This window comes from Candidatus Xenohaliotis californiensis (genome assembly GCF_963930935.1).
GTDB lineage: Bacteria > Pseudomonadota > Alphaproteobacteria > Rickettsiales > CAWVOK01 > Xenohaliotis > Xenohaliotis californiensis.
Genome location: NZ_CAWVOK010000026.1, coordinates 88,257 through 103,440 on the forward strand (window position 1 = coordinate 88,257; position 15,184 = coordinate 103,440).

The 15,184-nt window shown below is 30.0% G+C and carries 17 protein-coding genes; 9 read left to right on the forward strand and 8 right to left on the reverse strand.

All coding sequences use genetic code 11. The features are described from left to right. Positions 1 to 15: 15 nt before the first annotated feature. Entirely contained in the window at positions 16 to 255 is a 240-nt protein-coding gene (locus AABI72_RS03490) for a 50S ribosomal protein L31 (RefSeq protein ID WP_338364443.1), read from the reverse strand. Positions 256 to 413: 158 nt separating this feature from the next. On the opposite strand from AABI72_RS03490, the gene AABI72_RS03495 reads away from it, so the two are divergent. Continuing rightward, complete coding sequence (locus AABI72_RS03495; RefSeq protein WP_338364445.1) at positions 414 to 770, forward strand: hypothetical protein; 357 nt, start codon at positions 414 to 416, stop codon at positions 768 to 770. Here AABI72_RS03495 and AABI72_RS03500 read toward each other — a convergent pair. Beyond that, a complete protein-coding gene (locus AABI72_RS03500; RefSeq protein WP_338364447.1) occupies positions 738 to 1,034 on the reverse strand; it encodes a hypothetical protein in 297 nt (98 codons plus the stop codon). The two genes, AABI72_RS03495 and AABI72_RS03500, sit on opposite strands and share 33 nt — an antisense overlap. Between AABI72_RS03500 and AABI72_RS03505 the strand changes: the two genes are divergently transcribed. Then, complete coding sequence (locus tag AABI72_RS03505; RefSeq protein ID WP_338364449.1) at positions 1,033 to 1,719, forward strand: hypothetical protein; 687 nt, start codon at positions 1,033 to 1,035, stop codon at positions 1,717 to 1,719. The genes AABI72_RS03500 and AABI72_RS03505 overlap by 2 nt on opposite strands. Before the next feature lie 53 nt (positions 1,720 to 1,772). Next, the gene (gene tilS, locus AABI72_RS03510) at positions 1,773 to 2,804 is read left to right on the forward strand and encodes a tRNA lysidine(34) synthetase TilS (protein ID WP_338364451.1); all 1,032 of its coding nucleotides are present in this window, start codon (positions 1,773 to 1,775) and stop codon (positions 2,802 to 2,804) included. Here tilS and AABI72_RS03515 read toward each other — a convergent pair. Further along, positions 2,767 to 3,501, reverse strand: coding sequence for a sugar phosphate nucleotidyltransferase (locus tag AABI72_RS03515; RefSeq protein ID WP_338364454.1), 735 nt, complete (start codon positions 3,499 to 3,501; stop codon positions 2,767 to 2,769). The two genes, tilS and AABI72_RS03515, sit on opposite strands and share 38 nt — an antisense overlap. Continuing rightward, positions 3,502 to 4,320 (reverse strand): 2,3,4,5-tetrahydropyridine-2,6-dicarboxylate N-succinyltransferase, encoded by an 819-nt coding sequence (locus tag AABI72_RS03520; protein ID WP_338364457.1) that lies wholly within the window; start codon positions 4,318 to 4,320, stop codon positions 3,502 to 3,504. A gap of 73 nt (positions 4,321 to 4,393) precedes the next feature. On the opposite strand from AABI72_RS03520, the gene AABI72_RS03525 reads away from it, so the two are divergent. Next, complete coding sequence (locus AABI72_RS03525) at positions 4,394 to 5,032, forward strand: MJ0042-type zinc finger domain-containing protein (protein WP_338364459.1); 639 nt, start codon at positions 4,394 to 4,396, stop codon at positions 5,030 to 5,032. A 42-nt stretch (positions 5,033 to 5,074) separates the two neighbouring features. Here AABI72_RS03525 and AABI72_RS03530 read toward each other — a convergent pair whose 3' ends face one another. Next, a complete protein-coding gene (locus AABI72_RS03530) occupies positions 5,075 to 8,446 on the reverse strand; it encodes a hypothetical protein (protein ID WP_338364461.1) in 3,372 nt (1,123 codons plus the stop codon). 334 nt (positions 8,447 to 8,780) lie between these two features. On the opposite strand from AABI72_RS03530, the gene AABI72_RS03535 reads away from it, so the two are divergent. After that, a complete protein-coding gene (locus AABI72_RS03535; RefSeq protein WP_338364463.1) occupies positions 8,781 to 9,437 on the forward strand; it encodes a DUF4202 family protein in 657 nt (218 codons plus the stop codon). On the opposite strand, the gene AABI72_RS03540 is transcribed toward AABI72_RS03535, so the two are convergent. The 3 genes from AABI72_RS03540 to AABI72_RS03550 all read right to left on the reverse strand — a co-directional run bounded on the left by AABI72_RS03540 (position 9,427) and on the right by AABI72_RS03550 (position 10,860). Further along, positions 9,427 to 9,930 (reverse strand): NuoB/complex I 20 kDa subunit family protein, encoded by a 504-nt coding sequence (locus AABI72_RS03540; RefSeq protein WP_410520604.1) that lies wholly within the window; start codon positions 9,928 to 9,930, stop codon positions 9,427 to 9,429. The two genes, AABI72_RS03535 and AABI72_RS03540, sit on opposite strands and share 11 nt — an antisense overlap. Further along, the gene (locus AABI72_RS03545; RefSeq protein ID WP_338364465.1) at positions 9,924 to 10,286 is read right to left on the reverse strand and encodes an NADH-quinone oxidoreductase subunit A; all 363 of its coding nucleotides are present in this window, start codon (positions 10,284 to 10,286) and stop codon (positions 9,924 to 9,926) included. Before AABI72_RS03545 ends, AABI72_RS03540 begins: the two co-directional genes overlap by 7 nt. A 61-nt stretch (positions 10,287 to 10,347) precedes the next feature. Continuing rightward, entirely contained in the window at positions 10,348 to 10,860 is a 513-nt protein-coding gene (locus AABI72_RS03550) for a hypothetical protein (RefSeq protein ID WP_338364467.1), read from the reverse strand. A 179-nt stretch (positions 10,861 to 11,039) separates the two neighbouring features. Between AABI72_RS03550 and murC the strand changes: the two genes are divergently transcribed. The 4 genes from murC (at position 11,040) to AABI72_RS03570 (ending at position 13,888) form a co-directional block, all read left to right on the forward strand. After that, positions 11,040 to 12,476, forward strand: coding sequence for a UDP-N-acetylmuramate--L-alanine ligase (gene murC / locus AABI72_RS03555; protein WP_338364469.1), 1,437 nt, complete (start codon positions 11,040 to 11,042; stop codon positions 12,474 to 12,476). Between the two features lie 17 nt (positions 12,477 to 12,493). Beyond that, on the forward strand, positions 12,494 to 13,060 hold the full coding sequence (locus AABI72_RS03560; RefSeq protein WP_338364471.1) for a hypothetical protein: 567 nt from the start codon (positions 12,494 to 12,496) through the stop codon (positions 13,058 to 13,060). Positions 13,061 to 13,332: 272 nt separating this feature from the next. After that, positions 13,333 to 13,635, forward strand: a complete 303-nt coding sequence (locus tag AABI72_RS03565) for a hypothetical protein (RefSeq protein WP_338364473.1) — start codon at positions 13,333 to 13,335, stop codon at positions 13,633 to 13,635. Then, positions 13,613 to 13,888: a hypothetical protein gene (locus AABI72_RS03570; RefSeq protein ID WP_338364476.1), complete on the forward strand. Its 276-nt coding sequence runs from the start codon at positions 13,613 to 13,615 to the stop codon at positions 13,886 to 13,888. Before AABI72_RS03565 ends, AABI72_RS03570 begins: the two co-directional genes overlap by 23 nt. Positions 13,889 to 15,184 lie beyond the last annotated feature (1,296 nt).

The window sequence follows — 15,184 nt, forward strand, 5'->3', positions numbered from 1 at the left end:
GTGTCTAAGAGCCAATTATTTCAATATATCTTCATTGAAAAAGTTACCACCTTTTCCAAGTTTTTGTGTGAATTGTGTTGATTTGCTTGTTGGACTATCACTAACTCTAACACCAGCATTCCAAGCCATATGATTAAATGGATCTGCATCAAGTTTTATTTGACCAGGTTTGGTTGAAATTGTGGTGAATTTCATGCCATTTGTACATGTTACAACTAATTCTCCTGCTTTTGGATGTTTGTTATTTTTTTTCATAGTGGATAGTAAGTTATATACATTAATTAATTATATGTTAACGGCAATTAATACTCAAGATATTTTATTGTAAAGTGATTTATTTTTGTAATAGTGGTATTTAATATTTAAATTTATACAATTATGTTATACAATTATTAAAATTATTAGCATTTACTATGCCAACAGATACTTTAGTTCCAATAATCACTAATTTTGTTACTGCTGTTACTGATTTGTTTTCCAAGACTAATGCAGCACAACCTTCAGTTTTTGAAAATAAAGCACAAATTTCATTTATAGATCCACTAGATAATTTTAAAATTACTAGTGATGCAGCAGAGAGATTCACATCAACTTCTCCTAAAAGCAATCTTCAAATTTCTCCTACTGAAGATTGGTGGATTAAACTGTTTTCTGATAACAAGGAAAAAGATAAGAGAAGATTGCAGAAAAATAAAAAATTGAAAAATCCATCTTTATCATTAGATGACTCAGAAAAATCAACTGTAACAACACCAGTAAGCGCCAGATGATTCCTCTAAACAAGAAGAATCAGCACCAAATCCATCTTTATCATTAGATGACTCAGAAAAATCAACTGTAACAACACCAGTATCAAATCCATCTTCAAATACTGTACCATCAGATGAGTCAAGGTTAGCGCCAGATGATTCCTCTAAACAAGAAGAATCAGCACCAAATCCATCTTTATCAAGTATAAATTCAGCAGCTGAAGGTGGATTATTGACAAATGCTATAAAGCTTGCTTTAGGCTTATCAGTTGCATCTGGTGCCATGAATACATCTAAAGATTTTATGGATGAAAAGAAAAAAAATACATTTGTTAGCTGCAGTAATCCCATTATGAATGAGTTTAAAAATTATTGTAATTCTAGCACTTCAGATAGTAGTGTTGATGAGGCTGAAGAAGATGTTGAGCTAATTGAATTAGATAGCAAGTTTAATAAAAATAGTGATAACGTTAAATTTCATAAATTAACACCTAAAGAGTTGTTAGAAAAGAAATATAATTTATTCAGCATTGCAGATTATTTTAATGAAAAAAAGAATAGATTAATAAAAAAATTTTCTTTAAAGAGCTGTATGAGCTTGCTTGAAAGCTTGAGATCATTTATGGATCTTGGAATTTTTTCATATAAAAATTTATACTGGAGATTTTTATCTATAGCTTATTCTGCTTATAGCAATGCTTGCTCTGCATTAAATATTAAGCATAGCTGTTTTATTTCTTGGATTGGTGCCAGTGTTGTTGATAGCATAAAACTTGATGCTAGAGATGATGTAGAGAGTTTACTTGTAGATATATTTGTTGAATTTGCTATACTTAAAGGCATAGATTTAACAGTAGATTTAGAAGCAGATAATGCAATAAATATTCAACAAGACAATGATCCTGCTAATAGTTTGAAGGAAGTTAGTAGTGTTGCTGCTGTATCAAGTAGCCCACTATTGTCAGCATAAATTAGATTGTTGTATAACAATTATCTATAGTTTGATTAGTGTTTTGGTAGTGTATGCTTGGTGTTAACAATGTTTATCAAATTTTCCTAGAGGAAAAATTTAAGGATTTATTTAATTGTTTGCTAAATCTTAATGGCCAGCAGTTATGTATTCTGTTGTCTGGGGGATCAGATAGCATGGCTTTGCTGTTTTTAGTAAAATTTTTTGTAGATGAATATTGTATAGATATAGATTTAATAGCACTTACAATTGACCACTCCTTGCGTAATGAGTCTTTGTATGAAGCTCAATTGGTTGCAAAAATTGTGTCATATTATAATATTAGACATCACATCCTAACATGGAATAGGGACATGAAATCCATAAATAATATTCAATGTGCAGCAAGGAATGCTAGGTATGACATGTCGAGCACGTGGTGTTTGGATAATGGTATCAATTATGTCATGACAGCACATCATTTGGGTGATCAAGCTGAAACATTATTAATGCGTTTATTTCGTGGTAGTGGAATTTCTGGTTTGTGTAGCATTGCTAGAGAGATGGTTATTAACAGTGTTGTTTTTCTGCGGCCATTGTTATCTGTATGTAAGGATGATTTATATATGTATTTATTTGAGATTGGTGTTCCATTTTTGGAAGATTCTAGTAATTTTAGTCATAAGTATGAACGAGCAAAATACCGTTTTTTATTAGCTGAGTTACGTGAAAATTTTATCAATTTAGAACTTAGATTAGGCAAGGTTGCAGATTTAATGTGTGAGACTAATAATTTTATTGAAATTGAAAAAAGGAAGTTAATGGAATCTGTTGTGGTAAGAAAGAGTAATGGTGCTATTTGCTTACAAAATATTTTTTTGCATCCAGCTATTTTAGCTACTAGAATACTTAGTGATATTGTGCAAGAGGTTGGAGAGACAAAGTTATCACTTGGCAATATTGTAGAATTATGGCTTAATATGATGCCAAAGAATGGTTTTATAAAAAAAACTTTGGCTGGTTGTATTATTGAGCGTGTTAGCAATGATATTTTTATTTATAAAGAATTTAATAGATATTTAACTGATTTGGCAAATGATTATTAATACTTGTTAAAGTTTTAACGTCACCAATATGAAATACTTGTCCATTGCTGTGTACCATGCCAAAACATCTAGGCATTTCATAAGATGCATTTGTTGCATTGTTGTACAACTCACTTAGAGAAAAACATTTTTTATTAATATATTTAATTAAAGAGACATTTATTATCTGTACACCCATATACATATATTTCTTTATTCCTTTAGGATTTAATAAAAGACTGTTGGCATTTAAGTTAAAATCACCAAACCCATTATAACCATGCACTTGATTTGCATTATGCAGCATTGTAAGAATATCCATTTTCTCTACATCCCAAGCGTTAATCATTTTTTCTATATGTGAGTGTTTTTCTTCCCATACTACATCTGAGTTTGCAGTAAGGCATATATTGCTTGTTAGTTTTGGTAGAATATTTGCTAATGCACCACCAGTTTCAAGCAGTATATCTTCTTTTATGATGCTTATTGCATGATTCATTTTATGCAGTTTTAAATGATTTACTATCATGTCAGCTTTATGATGACAGTTTACATATATTTTTTCTACTCCAGCAGCAAATATTTTGTCTATTATTATATTTAGAAGTGTTTTATGCTTAATTTTTACTAATGGTTTAGGTATTGTGTTAGTCAGTGGCAACATACGTGTGCCAAATCCTGCAGCAAACACAACTGCTTCTTTTATTGCATGTGCCACTTATGTTCGTAATAATTCATTTAGTCTAACCTTTTTTTTTGTAGATTCATCAGCTTGTTTGACTATTACCACACAGTATACTGATACATTGTTTTTTCCCGGTAATGCACCTGGAACAACTACTGATTTAGGTGGTATAAATCCATAGCTTATTTCTCCAGTATCTCTATTTACTATTTTTGTTGATGGTCCAATGTAAACACCCATTGCTATGGTAGAGCCACTGCCAATTACTATACCATCTACTATTTCACTTCGTGCACCAATAAAACAGTTGTCTTCAATGATGGTTGGTTTACTGTTCACTGGTTCTAAAACACCACCAATACCAGCACCGCCAGATATATGACAGTTTTTTCCAATATAGGCACAACTGCCAATTGTTGCCCAAGTATCAATCATGCAACCATCATCAATATATGCACCAACATTTATAAAAGATGGCATAATGACAGTTTTTTTGCCAATGTAAGATGGATATCTAATTGTAGCACCATGTACTATGCGTATAGCATGATTTTTTAATTTATCATTTGACCAGTTATAAAATTTAAGTGGTATTTTATCATAAGATATATTATTACCTGATTTTATATGTACATTTTCCATAATGGAAAAATATAATAGGATAGTTTTTTTTACCCATTCATTGGCTGCCCAGTTGTTTGATGAATCAAGATAAGATATTTTTATTATTCCATCATCAATCTTATCTATTATTTCAAGTAGCAATTGCTGTTCATTTTTTGTCAATAACTCTTGCTTTGAGTACTTTAGCCATAGTTTTTCAATTTTTATTGCATAATCTGTAACAGACACAGTAACCTATTATTTTTGATTTTCTTGAAAACATAATTTAAGATTATGATTATTAATCAATGTGATGCTTTAAATGATTCTACAATGTCCATCATGCTTTGCAAAGTATTTTATAGAAGACAAATTGTTAAATAGCTCACAGTGTCGTGAAGTTAAATGTATGAAATGTTGCTATCAATGGATTCATAATGCAACAGAAGTAGGCATAGATAAAGTTAATATTAGCAAAATAGATGCAGCAGTAAAAGCTAACAGCTATAGGAATTTAAATTATTCAATGGTGTTGAATACAGTAATAGTTTTACTAGTTGTTCTATGTTTTGCACTTTTTTTTCATAATGAATTTCCACTTCAATTAAGATGTAAGATTTATAATTCTCTACCTTTTAAGGTGGCACATATTACTGACACGCAAGGAATTATTTTTGATGGTCTAGAAGTTGAAAATAGTAATTATAAGATGCAGCATAATATAGCAATCAAAGGCTTTATAGTAAATAATACGAATAAAATAAAAATTGTTCCACCAATTAGAATATGCTTAGATGATCATGAGCAAAAGTGTATAAAAAATTATTATATTAAATCAAGTGGAAAGGTTATTGCACCTAAGGAAAGGGAATATTTTTCTTATAGAATAGTGGATGTATCTAGTGGAATTGATAAAGCTGTGATTGATATGGGCAATAAAATAGAACTTATGTTGCGCTAGAACCCCCCCTTTTTTTTTAGAGGAGGGGGGTTTGCTTATTGTTTATGCTACTGCTTTCACCAAAGGTGTTGCTGCAGTTGTATTAACAGCTGGAGCTTTTGCTATTTCTGTTAATTTTGTAGATGGAGTACCTGCTTTGGCTGGATTTGTTTCTTTGGCTGGATTTGTTTGAACTGGATTTGTTTCTTGAACTGGATTTGTTTGAACTGGAGTGTTTACTGCCATATCTAACAACTCTTCAAATGTCATCACTTTATCATTTAATTTGAGAACAAAATTATCAGCCATTGCCTTAGATAAAGATTTTGTTTTATCTTGAGAAACATCAGAAACTTGTTGAATAATTTGAAAAATTGTTTCTTTTTCATATGCAAAAAATTGTTCTGATACACCAAGCAATGCTTTATATTCTGTTTCACTCATACTACCTATAGAGGTGTCTTTATTTTTTCTTTGTTCTTCTATGTATTCCTTGATATTGGTTCTTACTTCTTCCAATGTGCATCCACTATCACTAACTATTCTTTCAAGAATTTTAGCACCATTTGGAGTATTGAGCCAATCAACTATGATTCTAAAAAATTTCTCAAATGTTAATAGTAATGATTTAAGTGCCTTTTCAACTCTATGCAATATACTTAATCTGCCAGATTTTATTTCTGCTGCAAGGTGGGTAATGTCTACCATGATAGAGTGCATTTCTTTTGAAATACCTTCATCTTTTTCTTCTTTTTTTTCTGTGGTATCTTTTGCACTGAGCTTAACATGTTGATGAGATCCTAAGACAAACATTATTCTTGCCAATTCTTTTGCTTCTTCTGTCTTTTTATCTTCTGTCTTTTTATCTTCTGTTTTATCTTCAGCTTTTTTATCTGTTTTCTGTATTTCTTGAATTAATTTAAGCATTGGTTTAGAGAGTTCATCAAGTTTTTGCTCATTTTCTATCTTTTTTGAATTTTCTTTTTTAGCAACTACTGGTTTTTCAGCTCTCTCTTTTGCTACTGCTTTTTCAGCTCTCTCTTTTGCTACTGCTTTTTCAGCTCTCTCTTTTGCTACTGGTTTTTCAGCTCTCTCTTTTGCTGTCTTTTCAGCCTCGGATTGTGCTCTTAGTCTTACTTCTGTATAGATTATTGGTTGATAGTTTTTTGATAAATCTACTAAAAATTTGCTCTCTTCATCATCTGTTAAAAATTTATATAAATTTTCATGTTCTGTAAAATTAGGTACAGGTAGATTATTTTTTGCAGTAAATTTTATTACATGTCTACCACTATCTGTTTCTACGCATTCAGTTGATATTTGTGATATATTTTCAGTCAAGTAATCTGCTATTTTTTCTGCATTTTCAGATGGCATAGATGGCAATGTTAGTTTAAAGCATAGCTTGCCATTTTTTGGATTATAAGTTGCTGATTGTGCTCTAATTTGTTTGACAATTTCTAATGTATATTCTTTGAGTTGTGCTTTTTCAAAAGTTTCATCTAGTTTAATAGCTTTTAATATTTCATCTTCAACAGTTCCTAAAAAAGTAGCAGTAGTAGCAAAATCAGCACATTTCATGAGAATAGCAAAAGGATCAGATTCTTTTGTATGGCCTATAATGTTTTTATAAACTTTTTCTTTATTTTCTTCCTTAGGAGAATTTTTCAAATCAAAAGTCCACTTATCTTTATCTACTAAAGCAATGTGAAAGTCTTCTCCAAATATAGATTTTAAGCTATCGCTCACTTCTTTAACAACATTTAAGTTAGTTTTTTTATCACCATGCTGTATGCTTATGCGAACAATATTTTTTGTATCAGAGCTATTAACACTATATTTTTCCAAAGCATCAATAGATGGATCTAAAAGAAAATTATCAGAGGTTTTTATCATGCCCATTGACCTGAGTCTTGAAATCATATCTATGGAGTCTAAAAAGTTAGATATTCCATTTGCTGGTTTATTGGTTATAGAATAAGTTGTTTCAACTAAGTTATCTTCATCAATACCATTTTTTACATGATCTACTGGAAGCGTTCTGACAGTGTTTATAATCACTGGTTGGAAGGTTAAGTTTTCTTTTGAGAGTTGCTGATCACTATGGCTAATTTTACAAATTGTTTTGTATCCTAATTCATTTTTAACTTCTGATGCAACATGCAAACATGGTTGATTAAAATTATTACTATTATTTAATTTTGCACTATTAATTGCAGATACATGCTCTGCTAATAAAGAACCTGCAAATTGTTCTTTGATTGCCAGATGATCTATTGATGTTATTGGCGTATCATTAGTTGTATAGTATTCATATTCTACATCTTCTTGTTTTTTAGCATATTCTCTTGCAACTTGTAGCAATTCTTCATTTTTTATGTCTTTAATACGTACCATACGTGGCATACAGCTAATGTGATCATCTCTCAGTGTTGATAATGTACTTTCTTTGCCAGATGTTTCATAGTCTGTACCATTCAAGGATTTATCTAGATCATCAAGATTATATGCATCAAGTTCTGATGCACCAATTTCTTTTAAAAATTCCCTAAAAGCATCAACATAAAGTTCAATTTCAAGGTCAACACTAGCATCAACATCAACTTTTCCAAGCATTTTTTTTGCTTCATTTTCAGTAATCTTTTTTGCAGTTAATAAAAGGGGGCCACCTTGTCTATAGTCCGTACAGACTTTTTTAGTTTTTTTATCAATAATTTGAACTCCAAGTCCACCAACAGTAAGTTCAGGATTAGCATTAATTGGTTTTGATTCTGCTACTAGTTTTGCAAGTTCAGTAATTAAATTTGACTTGTCTAAACCTTTTTTAATAAGAGCATCTCTGCCTCTTCTAATTATTACACCTAAAGGTACAAACATATGATCTCTAAGATTGGCATCTGCTTCTTTTAAACATTTTTGATAGTCTTTAATAAATTTATCATTTTCAGCTTGATCACGTAATACTAGATTTACACTTTGACTGCTAGCTGCTGGTTGAACACAGTAATTTTCATGTTTAGTAACTTTTTTAAGCTTGAGAATAGAAGCATCATCCATGTTGTATTTGTCTTTTAGTATTTTATGACTTGGATTGTCTAAGTTGCCTCCAGTAGCAGCAAAAGATTCTATTATTTGTGCTTGCTCTGCAACATTTTTTTTCTCAGATGAGACAAGATTATCAATATCTATAGCACACTTTGCAGCTGCATCTTGTAATGTTGACATTATAGATGAAAAATGCCATTCTGCTTTTTTCAAAGTATGTAAAAATTCTGTGCTAGTAGAGGATTCTAACTTTTTTGTTAGTAAGTCTTTTGATTTTGAAACATGTTCATCAGTGAATTCAAGAGCACTTACTCTTCTTGTTGTTTTGCTTTGCATATCACCAGAAGCAAAACGCGAATACATTAATTGCTGGGTAGTTTTTTTGGGCATCCATTTCCTCCAATTTTATAAAACTTTAATATTTTGCCGATTAGGCTAATTGGATTTCTCCTAATCTTAATTGGTATTATATATGAAATTAATATAAATGCAACTAGTTTGTAAAAAGTTTTTTTGTTTAATTAAATGTAATAAGAATGTTATTTATTTCCGTGATTATACAAACCTAATTATAATCAATTATATAATTTAGCTTATTTAATTTTTAGTAAAATATATTGAATAATTAAATTTGAATTATGCTTGACAAACAATAGTTTTATAAACACATTAGTATTAGTAGTTAAGTTTAAAATTATACGTAAATATATATTGAGTTTTACATATGGGTAGCAAGTTTTATGATAGTGCAGTACGTGAGATTTTTCATATTTTAAACAGTGCACCACGAGCAAAATATCATTTATTACATGCTCGCAATGTTTTGCAATGGGTTGAGAAAGTAGCTAGAAATAGATTTGACAATGGAGATACTTGTATAAATGTAGATGATGTATTAAAAATTGCAGCATTAGGGCATGATATTGAATGTGCCTTACCCGGGAGTTTGCATAGAAGTGCCTATCAAGACTATGTTAGCTATCGTCAAAGTTCACATAAAAAGAGTGGTGGTATTATAGCAGATATAATGCAAAAATCTGGTGCCTCTGAAGAAGAGGCACATAGGGGATTTAATATTGTAAAAAATCATGAACAAGGTGCTAGTGATTTTGCTTCTCAGTTACTTTGTGATGCTGATGCATTATCTTATTGTGATGTCCTGATAACATTTGAGCATGATCGTTATCTTTCTATTGATGATATAGCAAAGAAGATACACTGGGAGTGTCATCGAATGTCTACTCATGCTTTTAGTTTTGTTGTTGATTTTCATTATGCTTGCCTGCCAAAGCTCAATTCAGTAATGCATTCTGTTTTGAAAGAGCATGGCATAGATACAACAAAGAGCAAATTATCTGATAAGTGTAAAATTAGTAGTTAATAGGTTTGCTATTCAATATTTTTTGTTTTAACTGTACCAAGCCATATAATAATGCTTCTGCTGTAGGTGGGCACCCTGGAACATATATATCAACAGGAATTATTTTATCGCATCCACGTACCACAGAATATGAGTAGTGATAATAGCCACCACCATTAGCACAACTACCCATTGAAATAACATACTTTGGATCTGGCATTTGATCATATATTTCACGAATAACTTTTGCCATTTTATTGGTAAGGGTTCCTGCTACAATTAGCACATCAGCTTGTCTTGGGCTTGGCCTAAACATTGAGCCAAATTTTTCAAGATCATATCTGCCAGAAGCAGTTTGTATCATTTCAATAGCACAGCATGCTAGACCAAATGTTAATGGCCACAATGAACCACTGCGCGCCCAATTGAGAATTTGATTAGTGGTTGCCAAGATAAATCCTGTTGATTTATCTGTTTTTGCTCTATGCAGCATTGTGTCTATGTTTGTCACCATTCCAAAACTCCACTATACCATTCATATAAAAAACCAATAGCCATAAAAGAACTAAATATCATCATGCTAATAAAACCATAATACATAGAACTTCCCAAGCTTGTTACCCATGGTATAAGAAAAGTTACCTCAACATCAAACAAAACAAAGAGAACAGCAACTAAATAAAATTTTATATGAAATATGTTTACTGTATTAGAAAATGGTTTTATACCACATTCATAATGGTCATTTGATAGTTTGGTATTTTTATTTCGTGATGTTAGTACTGATGGCAAAATAAATGCACATATGCTAAGAATTAATGTAGCTATTAAAAATAGTAATATATATGAATAATTGAGATCTTTGAACATATTGACTCTAGTTTATGTTAGCTGATCACATGATCATTTTGTCAAATTTATATAAATAAGTCTACATTCTTCTTAATTCTAGTATATTTTTATAAATATTATTTGTTGCATCGTTAAAGTTATTGCTATTTTCTATCTCCAGCCAATGTTTATTATCAGGGTGAACGAGATAAATCATTGGTAATGTTTTATAGGAATAGTTGTCATTATTTAGTTTGTGAAAGATTGCCATTAAGCTATAGTTATCTATTATAACACTCTTAATATTGATTTTATTTTTTATTTTAAAGGTCTGTATGTTGTTGATACTATCATGGTAAGAATTAGTTGTAATAAGAATTGGTGTGATTTTGGGTAATTGCTGGCCTTTTATAGCAACTAGTTCAGTTGTTTTTATGATGCTTACACACTTATTATCACAATCATCTATGGAGATAAAAATTAACATTTTAAAGTCTTTAATACTGCTAATTTTCATAAATTTACCATTATCATCAATTATGGTCATTTTATTATTGTAAAGTTCTTGGTTGCTTATTTTGTTTTTGTCTACATTGTCTCTATTGCTCGCCACCTGAAGATAGGCAATTGCTAAAATGAAAAATATAATTGTACGTATTTTGCTCAAGTATTTTTCATTATTGAATGCTATATTATTAGTAAATAATATAGAAACATTTTATGCTTGCAATAAAATTTATATTATGGATAATGCCATAATCTAATAAGTTGCTTTAGCTTTCTGGAGTTCACATGTCTTTTAGATCTATTTGGGCCAATAAAATAATACATATTGTTGGTATAGGTGGCATAGGGATGAGTGCACTAGCATTTATATTAAAGGAATTGGGTTACAGAGTGCAAGGTTCTGATGTGCATCAAAGTGCCAATACTAAGAAGTTATGCAATCATGGAATAGAGATTTTTATAGGGCACAACTCATTAAATATTGTTAATGCAGATTTAATTGCAAGATCTACTGCTGTTACTGATAGCAATCCTGAGATAGTGCATGCTTTAGAATTAGGTAAGCCAATAATTAGCAGAGCAGAGCTTTTGGCTTTTTTAATGCGTTTTAAGCAATCAATCTCTGTTGCTGGTTGTCATGGCAAAACTACTACTACAGCTTTTATATCATCTATATTAATTAATGCAGATCTAAAGCCAACAGTGGTTAATGGTGGAATTATGTTGGATTTAAAATGTAATGCAAAGCATGGAGATGGTAATTGGTTTGTGGCAGAAGCAGATGAATCAGATGGCACCTTTACCAAGCTACCCACATCAATAGCTGTTGTTACAAATATAGATCATGATCATTTGGATTTTTATGGTTGTTTTGATAATTTGAAGGATAGTTTTAGACAGTTTTTAGCTGGAATTGATCCATTGGGTTATGCGGTAGTTTGTTTTGATGATGTAGAAACTAGGAATTTGACAATAAAAACATTGACCTTAGATCAGTATGTTTCCTATGGCATTAACTACAATAATGTTGATGTGTGTGCCCAAAATATTCATTTTACAAATGGACATTTTGTTTTTGATGTGATATTATCAGAGAGTTTTGCTAGCAAGGTTGGATTTAATAAGATTGATAGCTGCAAGATAATGGCCAATGGTATGCACAACGTTTTGAATGCATTAGCAGCAATTGGTGTAGCATGTATTGTTGGTCTTGATGTGGAAAGTATAAAAAATGGCCTAAGTTGTTTTGTTGGCGTTGATCGAAGATTTACAACTTTAGGCAGTATTGATGGTATTAGATTTGTCTCTGACTATGCACATCACCCAACAGAAATTGCAGCATCTATTGCTGCTGCAAAAAGTTTTACTGAGCATAGCAGGGTTCTTTCTATAGTTCAACCACACAGATACTCAAGAGTTAGTAAATTATTTGATAGTTTTACCAATGTTCTTAGTACCTTAAGTGATCCAATAGTGCTACTTGATGTTTGTGCAAATGGAGAATTGCTTATTTCCGGTGGCTCAACTGAGGATTTGTATAATTATCTTAAAAGTAACAATTGTAATTCTGTTTATTATGTGTCAAACAATGATTTACTGGCATTTTTAAAAGAAACTATACAGACAGGTGATTTGGTTTTGTTTATGGGTGCTGGCGATATAGACAAAATTGCTGATCGTATTTTTAAAGATTGTAGTATGATTGATAGTGGTATTTTTTAATTTATTAAGAGGGTTTTATGGCTAAAATTATTGAACATGAAATGTTTAGCAGTGTATGCAATAGTTCTACAGATGTGCTTGTTGATGAAGCACCATATGAATATCTAAATTATGATAATTATAGAAATGCATTTAATTCAGGACATTTGTTAAACAAAATATCAAGTATTTACAATAAATCAGTAGAAATTATTATGAGCATGGCATCAGATCCAGATCATGGTGGTAAAATTACTATTTCAAGCTTAATTGAAACAATGGTTGCATTTGAGCTAGAGCGTGATGGTATTATGGGAATAACTGTATCACGTGGCCCCAAGCGTACAGATTTAAAGGATGGATGGAATAGACTTTGGGATGTTAAAGCACCACCAAGAGTGATGGGTAGGTTTGATGCTAATGCTGCATGTAAATCAATTTTGCATAAATTTTCTGAATTTGTTAAAAATAACATAGGGATTTTTCTGTGTGTTTCTTTTATGAATCCATCTGATTATTTAGTATTGTTAAATGAATTAAGTAATAGTATTGATGATAGTCAAAAATATCATATTAGACAAATTAACATAGAAGGTGTGCTGTAAATAACAATAAATTTTAATAAACTGTGCATTAAAAATCTTTTTGTTCTAATTTATTAGAAATCTTAATAAGATAATTAGATTAATAATTTTTTTAAGGTATTTTATATGATTACAACAAAGGTGATTTTATTGGAAACAATACATTTAATGGCAACACCTTAATTAAAGGTAATATGTTTTCTGGAGAGCTAATTTAACTGTTGAAAATGGCAATCTTGCCACTGAAGGTTATGTTATGAGCAACTAGCATTAAACAAATCAATGGTGGATTAGTGTTATATGATAACAATATGTTAATCACTAATGATGGTGATCTTAATATTACTGGAATTGCAGGTGGATCAACCAAAGATTTAATTGTTTGTGGTTTTGTTAATAAATTAATTAATGCTAATTTAGTGGTATTAATATTGTTGCTGTCAGGAATGGTAATGCAGGTAACTGGCTTTATAACTGGAGTCACAGATAGTGTTGGAATACCAAGTGAGAATTTTTATTCCTTGGCTATTTTTAAAGATAAGTTAGGTAGTGTAAACATTGCAGGAATTGACAGTGATAAAAAAATTAGAAAATGAACCAACTGAAGATAGCAATGCTAGGAGTTCTAGTATAAAAGCATGTGGCAATGTGCAAAATAATGTTAGTATTTTATCAACTGGATGCATTACAATAAATGATAAAATTGGCAAGAAAGTAAGCTCATTATATCTGGTTCTAATGTTATTTAAAGGTGTTTTAGGTGTTAGTGCTGGAATTAGCTTTGGTGCTAAAATTATAGAAGATGGATTAGGTGGTGATGTAAAATTGTACGTTAAACAAAGGGGTTAAGGCTTCTAATAATTAATTCTGTATATTAATACATTATTGATTAATTTTTGGCTGTGGTACTACTATTACCATTTATTAGCATACCATGACATCTTTGTTACTAAGTGTTCTATTAATTCTCTAATATTTTAGGATTTATGTTTTCATCACTTTTGGTGGAAAAATCATATGTTTTTAGCCTCCTTCTTATTTTATGGTATTTTTATAAAAACAAATTTTTCCATTAACTTTTCTTCTTGTTTTTTTATCATTGTAAAAACCATCACAAAACTTAGTGTAATCTTTGCTTGTAATTAAAATATATTGTTTTTTTGGTGCTTATTTTTGAGTTAATTGCACAACAAGAACTGAAATATCACATCTTACTCATTTTTTTGGTTAATATGTAAAAAATTTGGATAATTAGATAATTTTTAAAAAATTTAAGCACTGGCTTTATATCAAATATTATATTACATATGATTTTATCTTTTGCATTGGAGAAGTATTATTTTTACATTATAGTTTACACTTTTTCTTTTTAAGAAATATACTAATTTCTTTTATTTAAATTTGTATATTTCATCAGCTTTGATATATTCTATTAATTGCTACTGTCTCATCTATATTATTTATATTTAGGTTTATATCCTTTATACACATAACTGTATCTGTTTATCATTAAACCTTCTTAACTCAAATATTTTCCTAAGTATCTTGGAATTTAATTTTTTGATATGCTTTTAGTTTTGTTTTTTATTTTGTTTGATGTTTGTGATCTTTTTCATATAATCTTATTTTAAGATAATGATTTGTAGTTGTTTTACAATATAGATAAGTATTTTTTATTTTTTTTAATTTTTTTTATTTTAATAAGATGAACAATCATGTATACAAGGTAATATAGAAGTTTTAACTATGTTCATTCTAAATGAGCCTATTAATTGTTTGCCATATTTTTTAAAATATGAAGTATATGTCTTTGTAATTTTCTTGAATCTACTTTTCATATATCACAAAAGCTTTAGTTTGATCTGTCAGTGCTTGTCCAGTTATTGTTTTATATATGAGATTGTAGTTTTTTTAGAGTTAAAGGGTGGGTCAAGATAAGTTAAGACACAGACTCATCATCTATATTTTTATTATGGAAAGGTTATTATTATATTTTTTTCATTTCTAAGTATTATTAAAAACAATCAGCATTTTTTTTAATTTTATTTATAACATTTCCACAGTGTAGATCTTTTATTGCTTTAAATGTAATAAACTTAACAATATATAAAGTGAGTTTGTATTTAGTTGCTGGCAATAGCTTGG

Excerpts from the sequence above, each read along its gene's own strand:
- AABI72_RS03525 (WP_338364459.1), top strand. The coding sequence starts at position 4,394 with ATGATTCTACAATGTCCATCATGCTTTGCAAAGTATTTTATAGAAGAC.
- AABI72_RS03495 (WP_338364445.1), top strand. The coding sequence starts at position 414 with ATGCCAACAGATACTTTAGTTCCAATAATCACTAATTTTGTTACTGCT.
- AABI72_RS03545 (WP_338364465.1), bottom strand. The coding sequence starts at position 10,286 with ATGTTCAAAGATCTCAATTATTCATATATATTACTATTTTTAATAGCT.
- AABI72_RS03530 (WP_338364461.1), bottom strand. The coding sequence starts at position 8,446 with ATGCCCAAAAAAACTACCCAGCAATTAATGTATTCGCGTTTTGCTTCT.
- AABI72_RS03560 (WP_338364471.1), top strand. The coding sequence starts at position 12,494 with ATGGCTAAAATTATTGAACATGAAATGTTTAGCAGTGTATGCAATAGT.
- murC (WP_338364469.1), top strand. The coding sequence starts at position 11,040 with ATGTCTTTTAGATCTATTTGGGCCAATAAAATAATACATATTGTTGGT.
- AABI72_RS03500 (WP_338364447.1), bottom strand. The coding sequence starts at position 1,034 with ATGGCACCAGATGCAACTGATAAGCCTAAAGCAAGCTTTATAGCATTT.
- AABI72_RS03505 (WP_338364449.1), top strand. The coding sequence starts at position 1,033 with ATGAATACATCTAAAGATTTTATGGATGAAAAGAAAAAAAATACATTT.
- AABI72_RS03535 (WP_338364463.1), top strand. The coding sequence starts at position 8,781 with ATGGGTAGCAAGTTTTATGATAGTGCAGTACGTGAGATTTTTCATATT.
- AABI72_RS03540 (WP_410520604.1), bottom strand. The coding sequence starts at position 9,930 with ATGGTGACAAACATAGACACAATGCTGCATAGAGCAAAAACAGATAAA.
- tilS (WP_338364451.1), top strand. The coding sequence starts at position 1,773 with ATGCTTGGTGTTAACAATGTTTATCAAATTTTCCTAGAGGAAAAATTT.
- AABI72_RS03490 (WP_338364443.1), bottom strand. The coding sequence starts at position 255 with ATGAAAAAAAATAACAAACATCCAAAAGCAGGAGAATTAGTTGTAACA.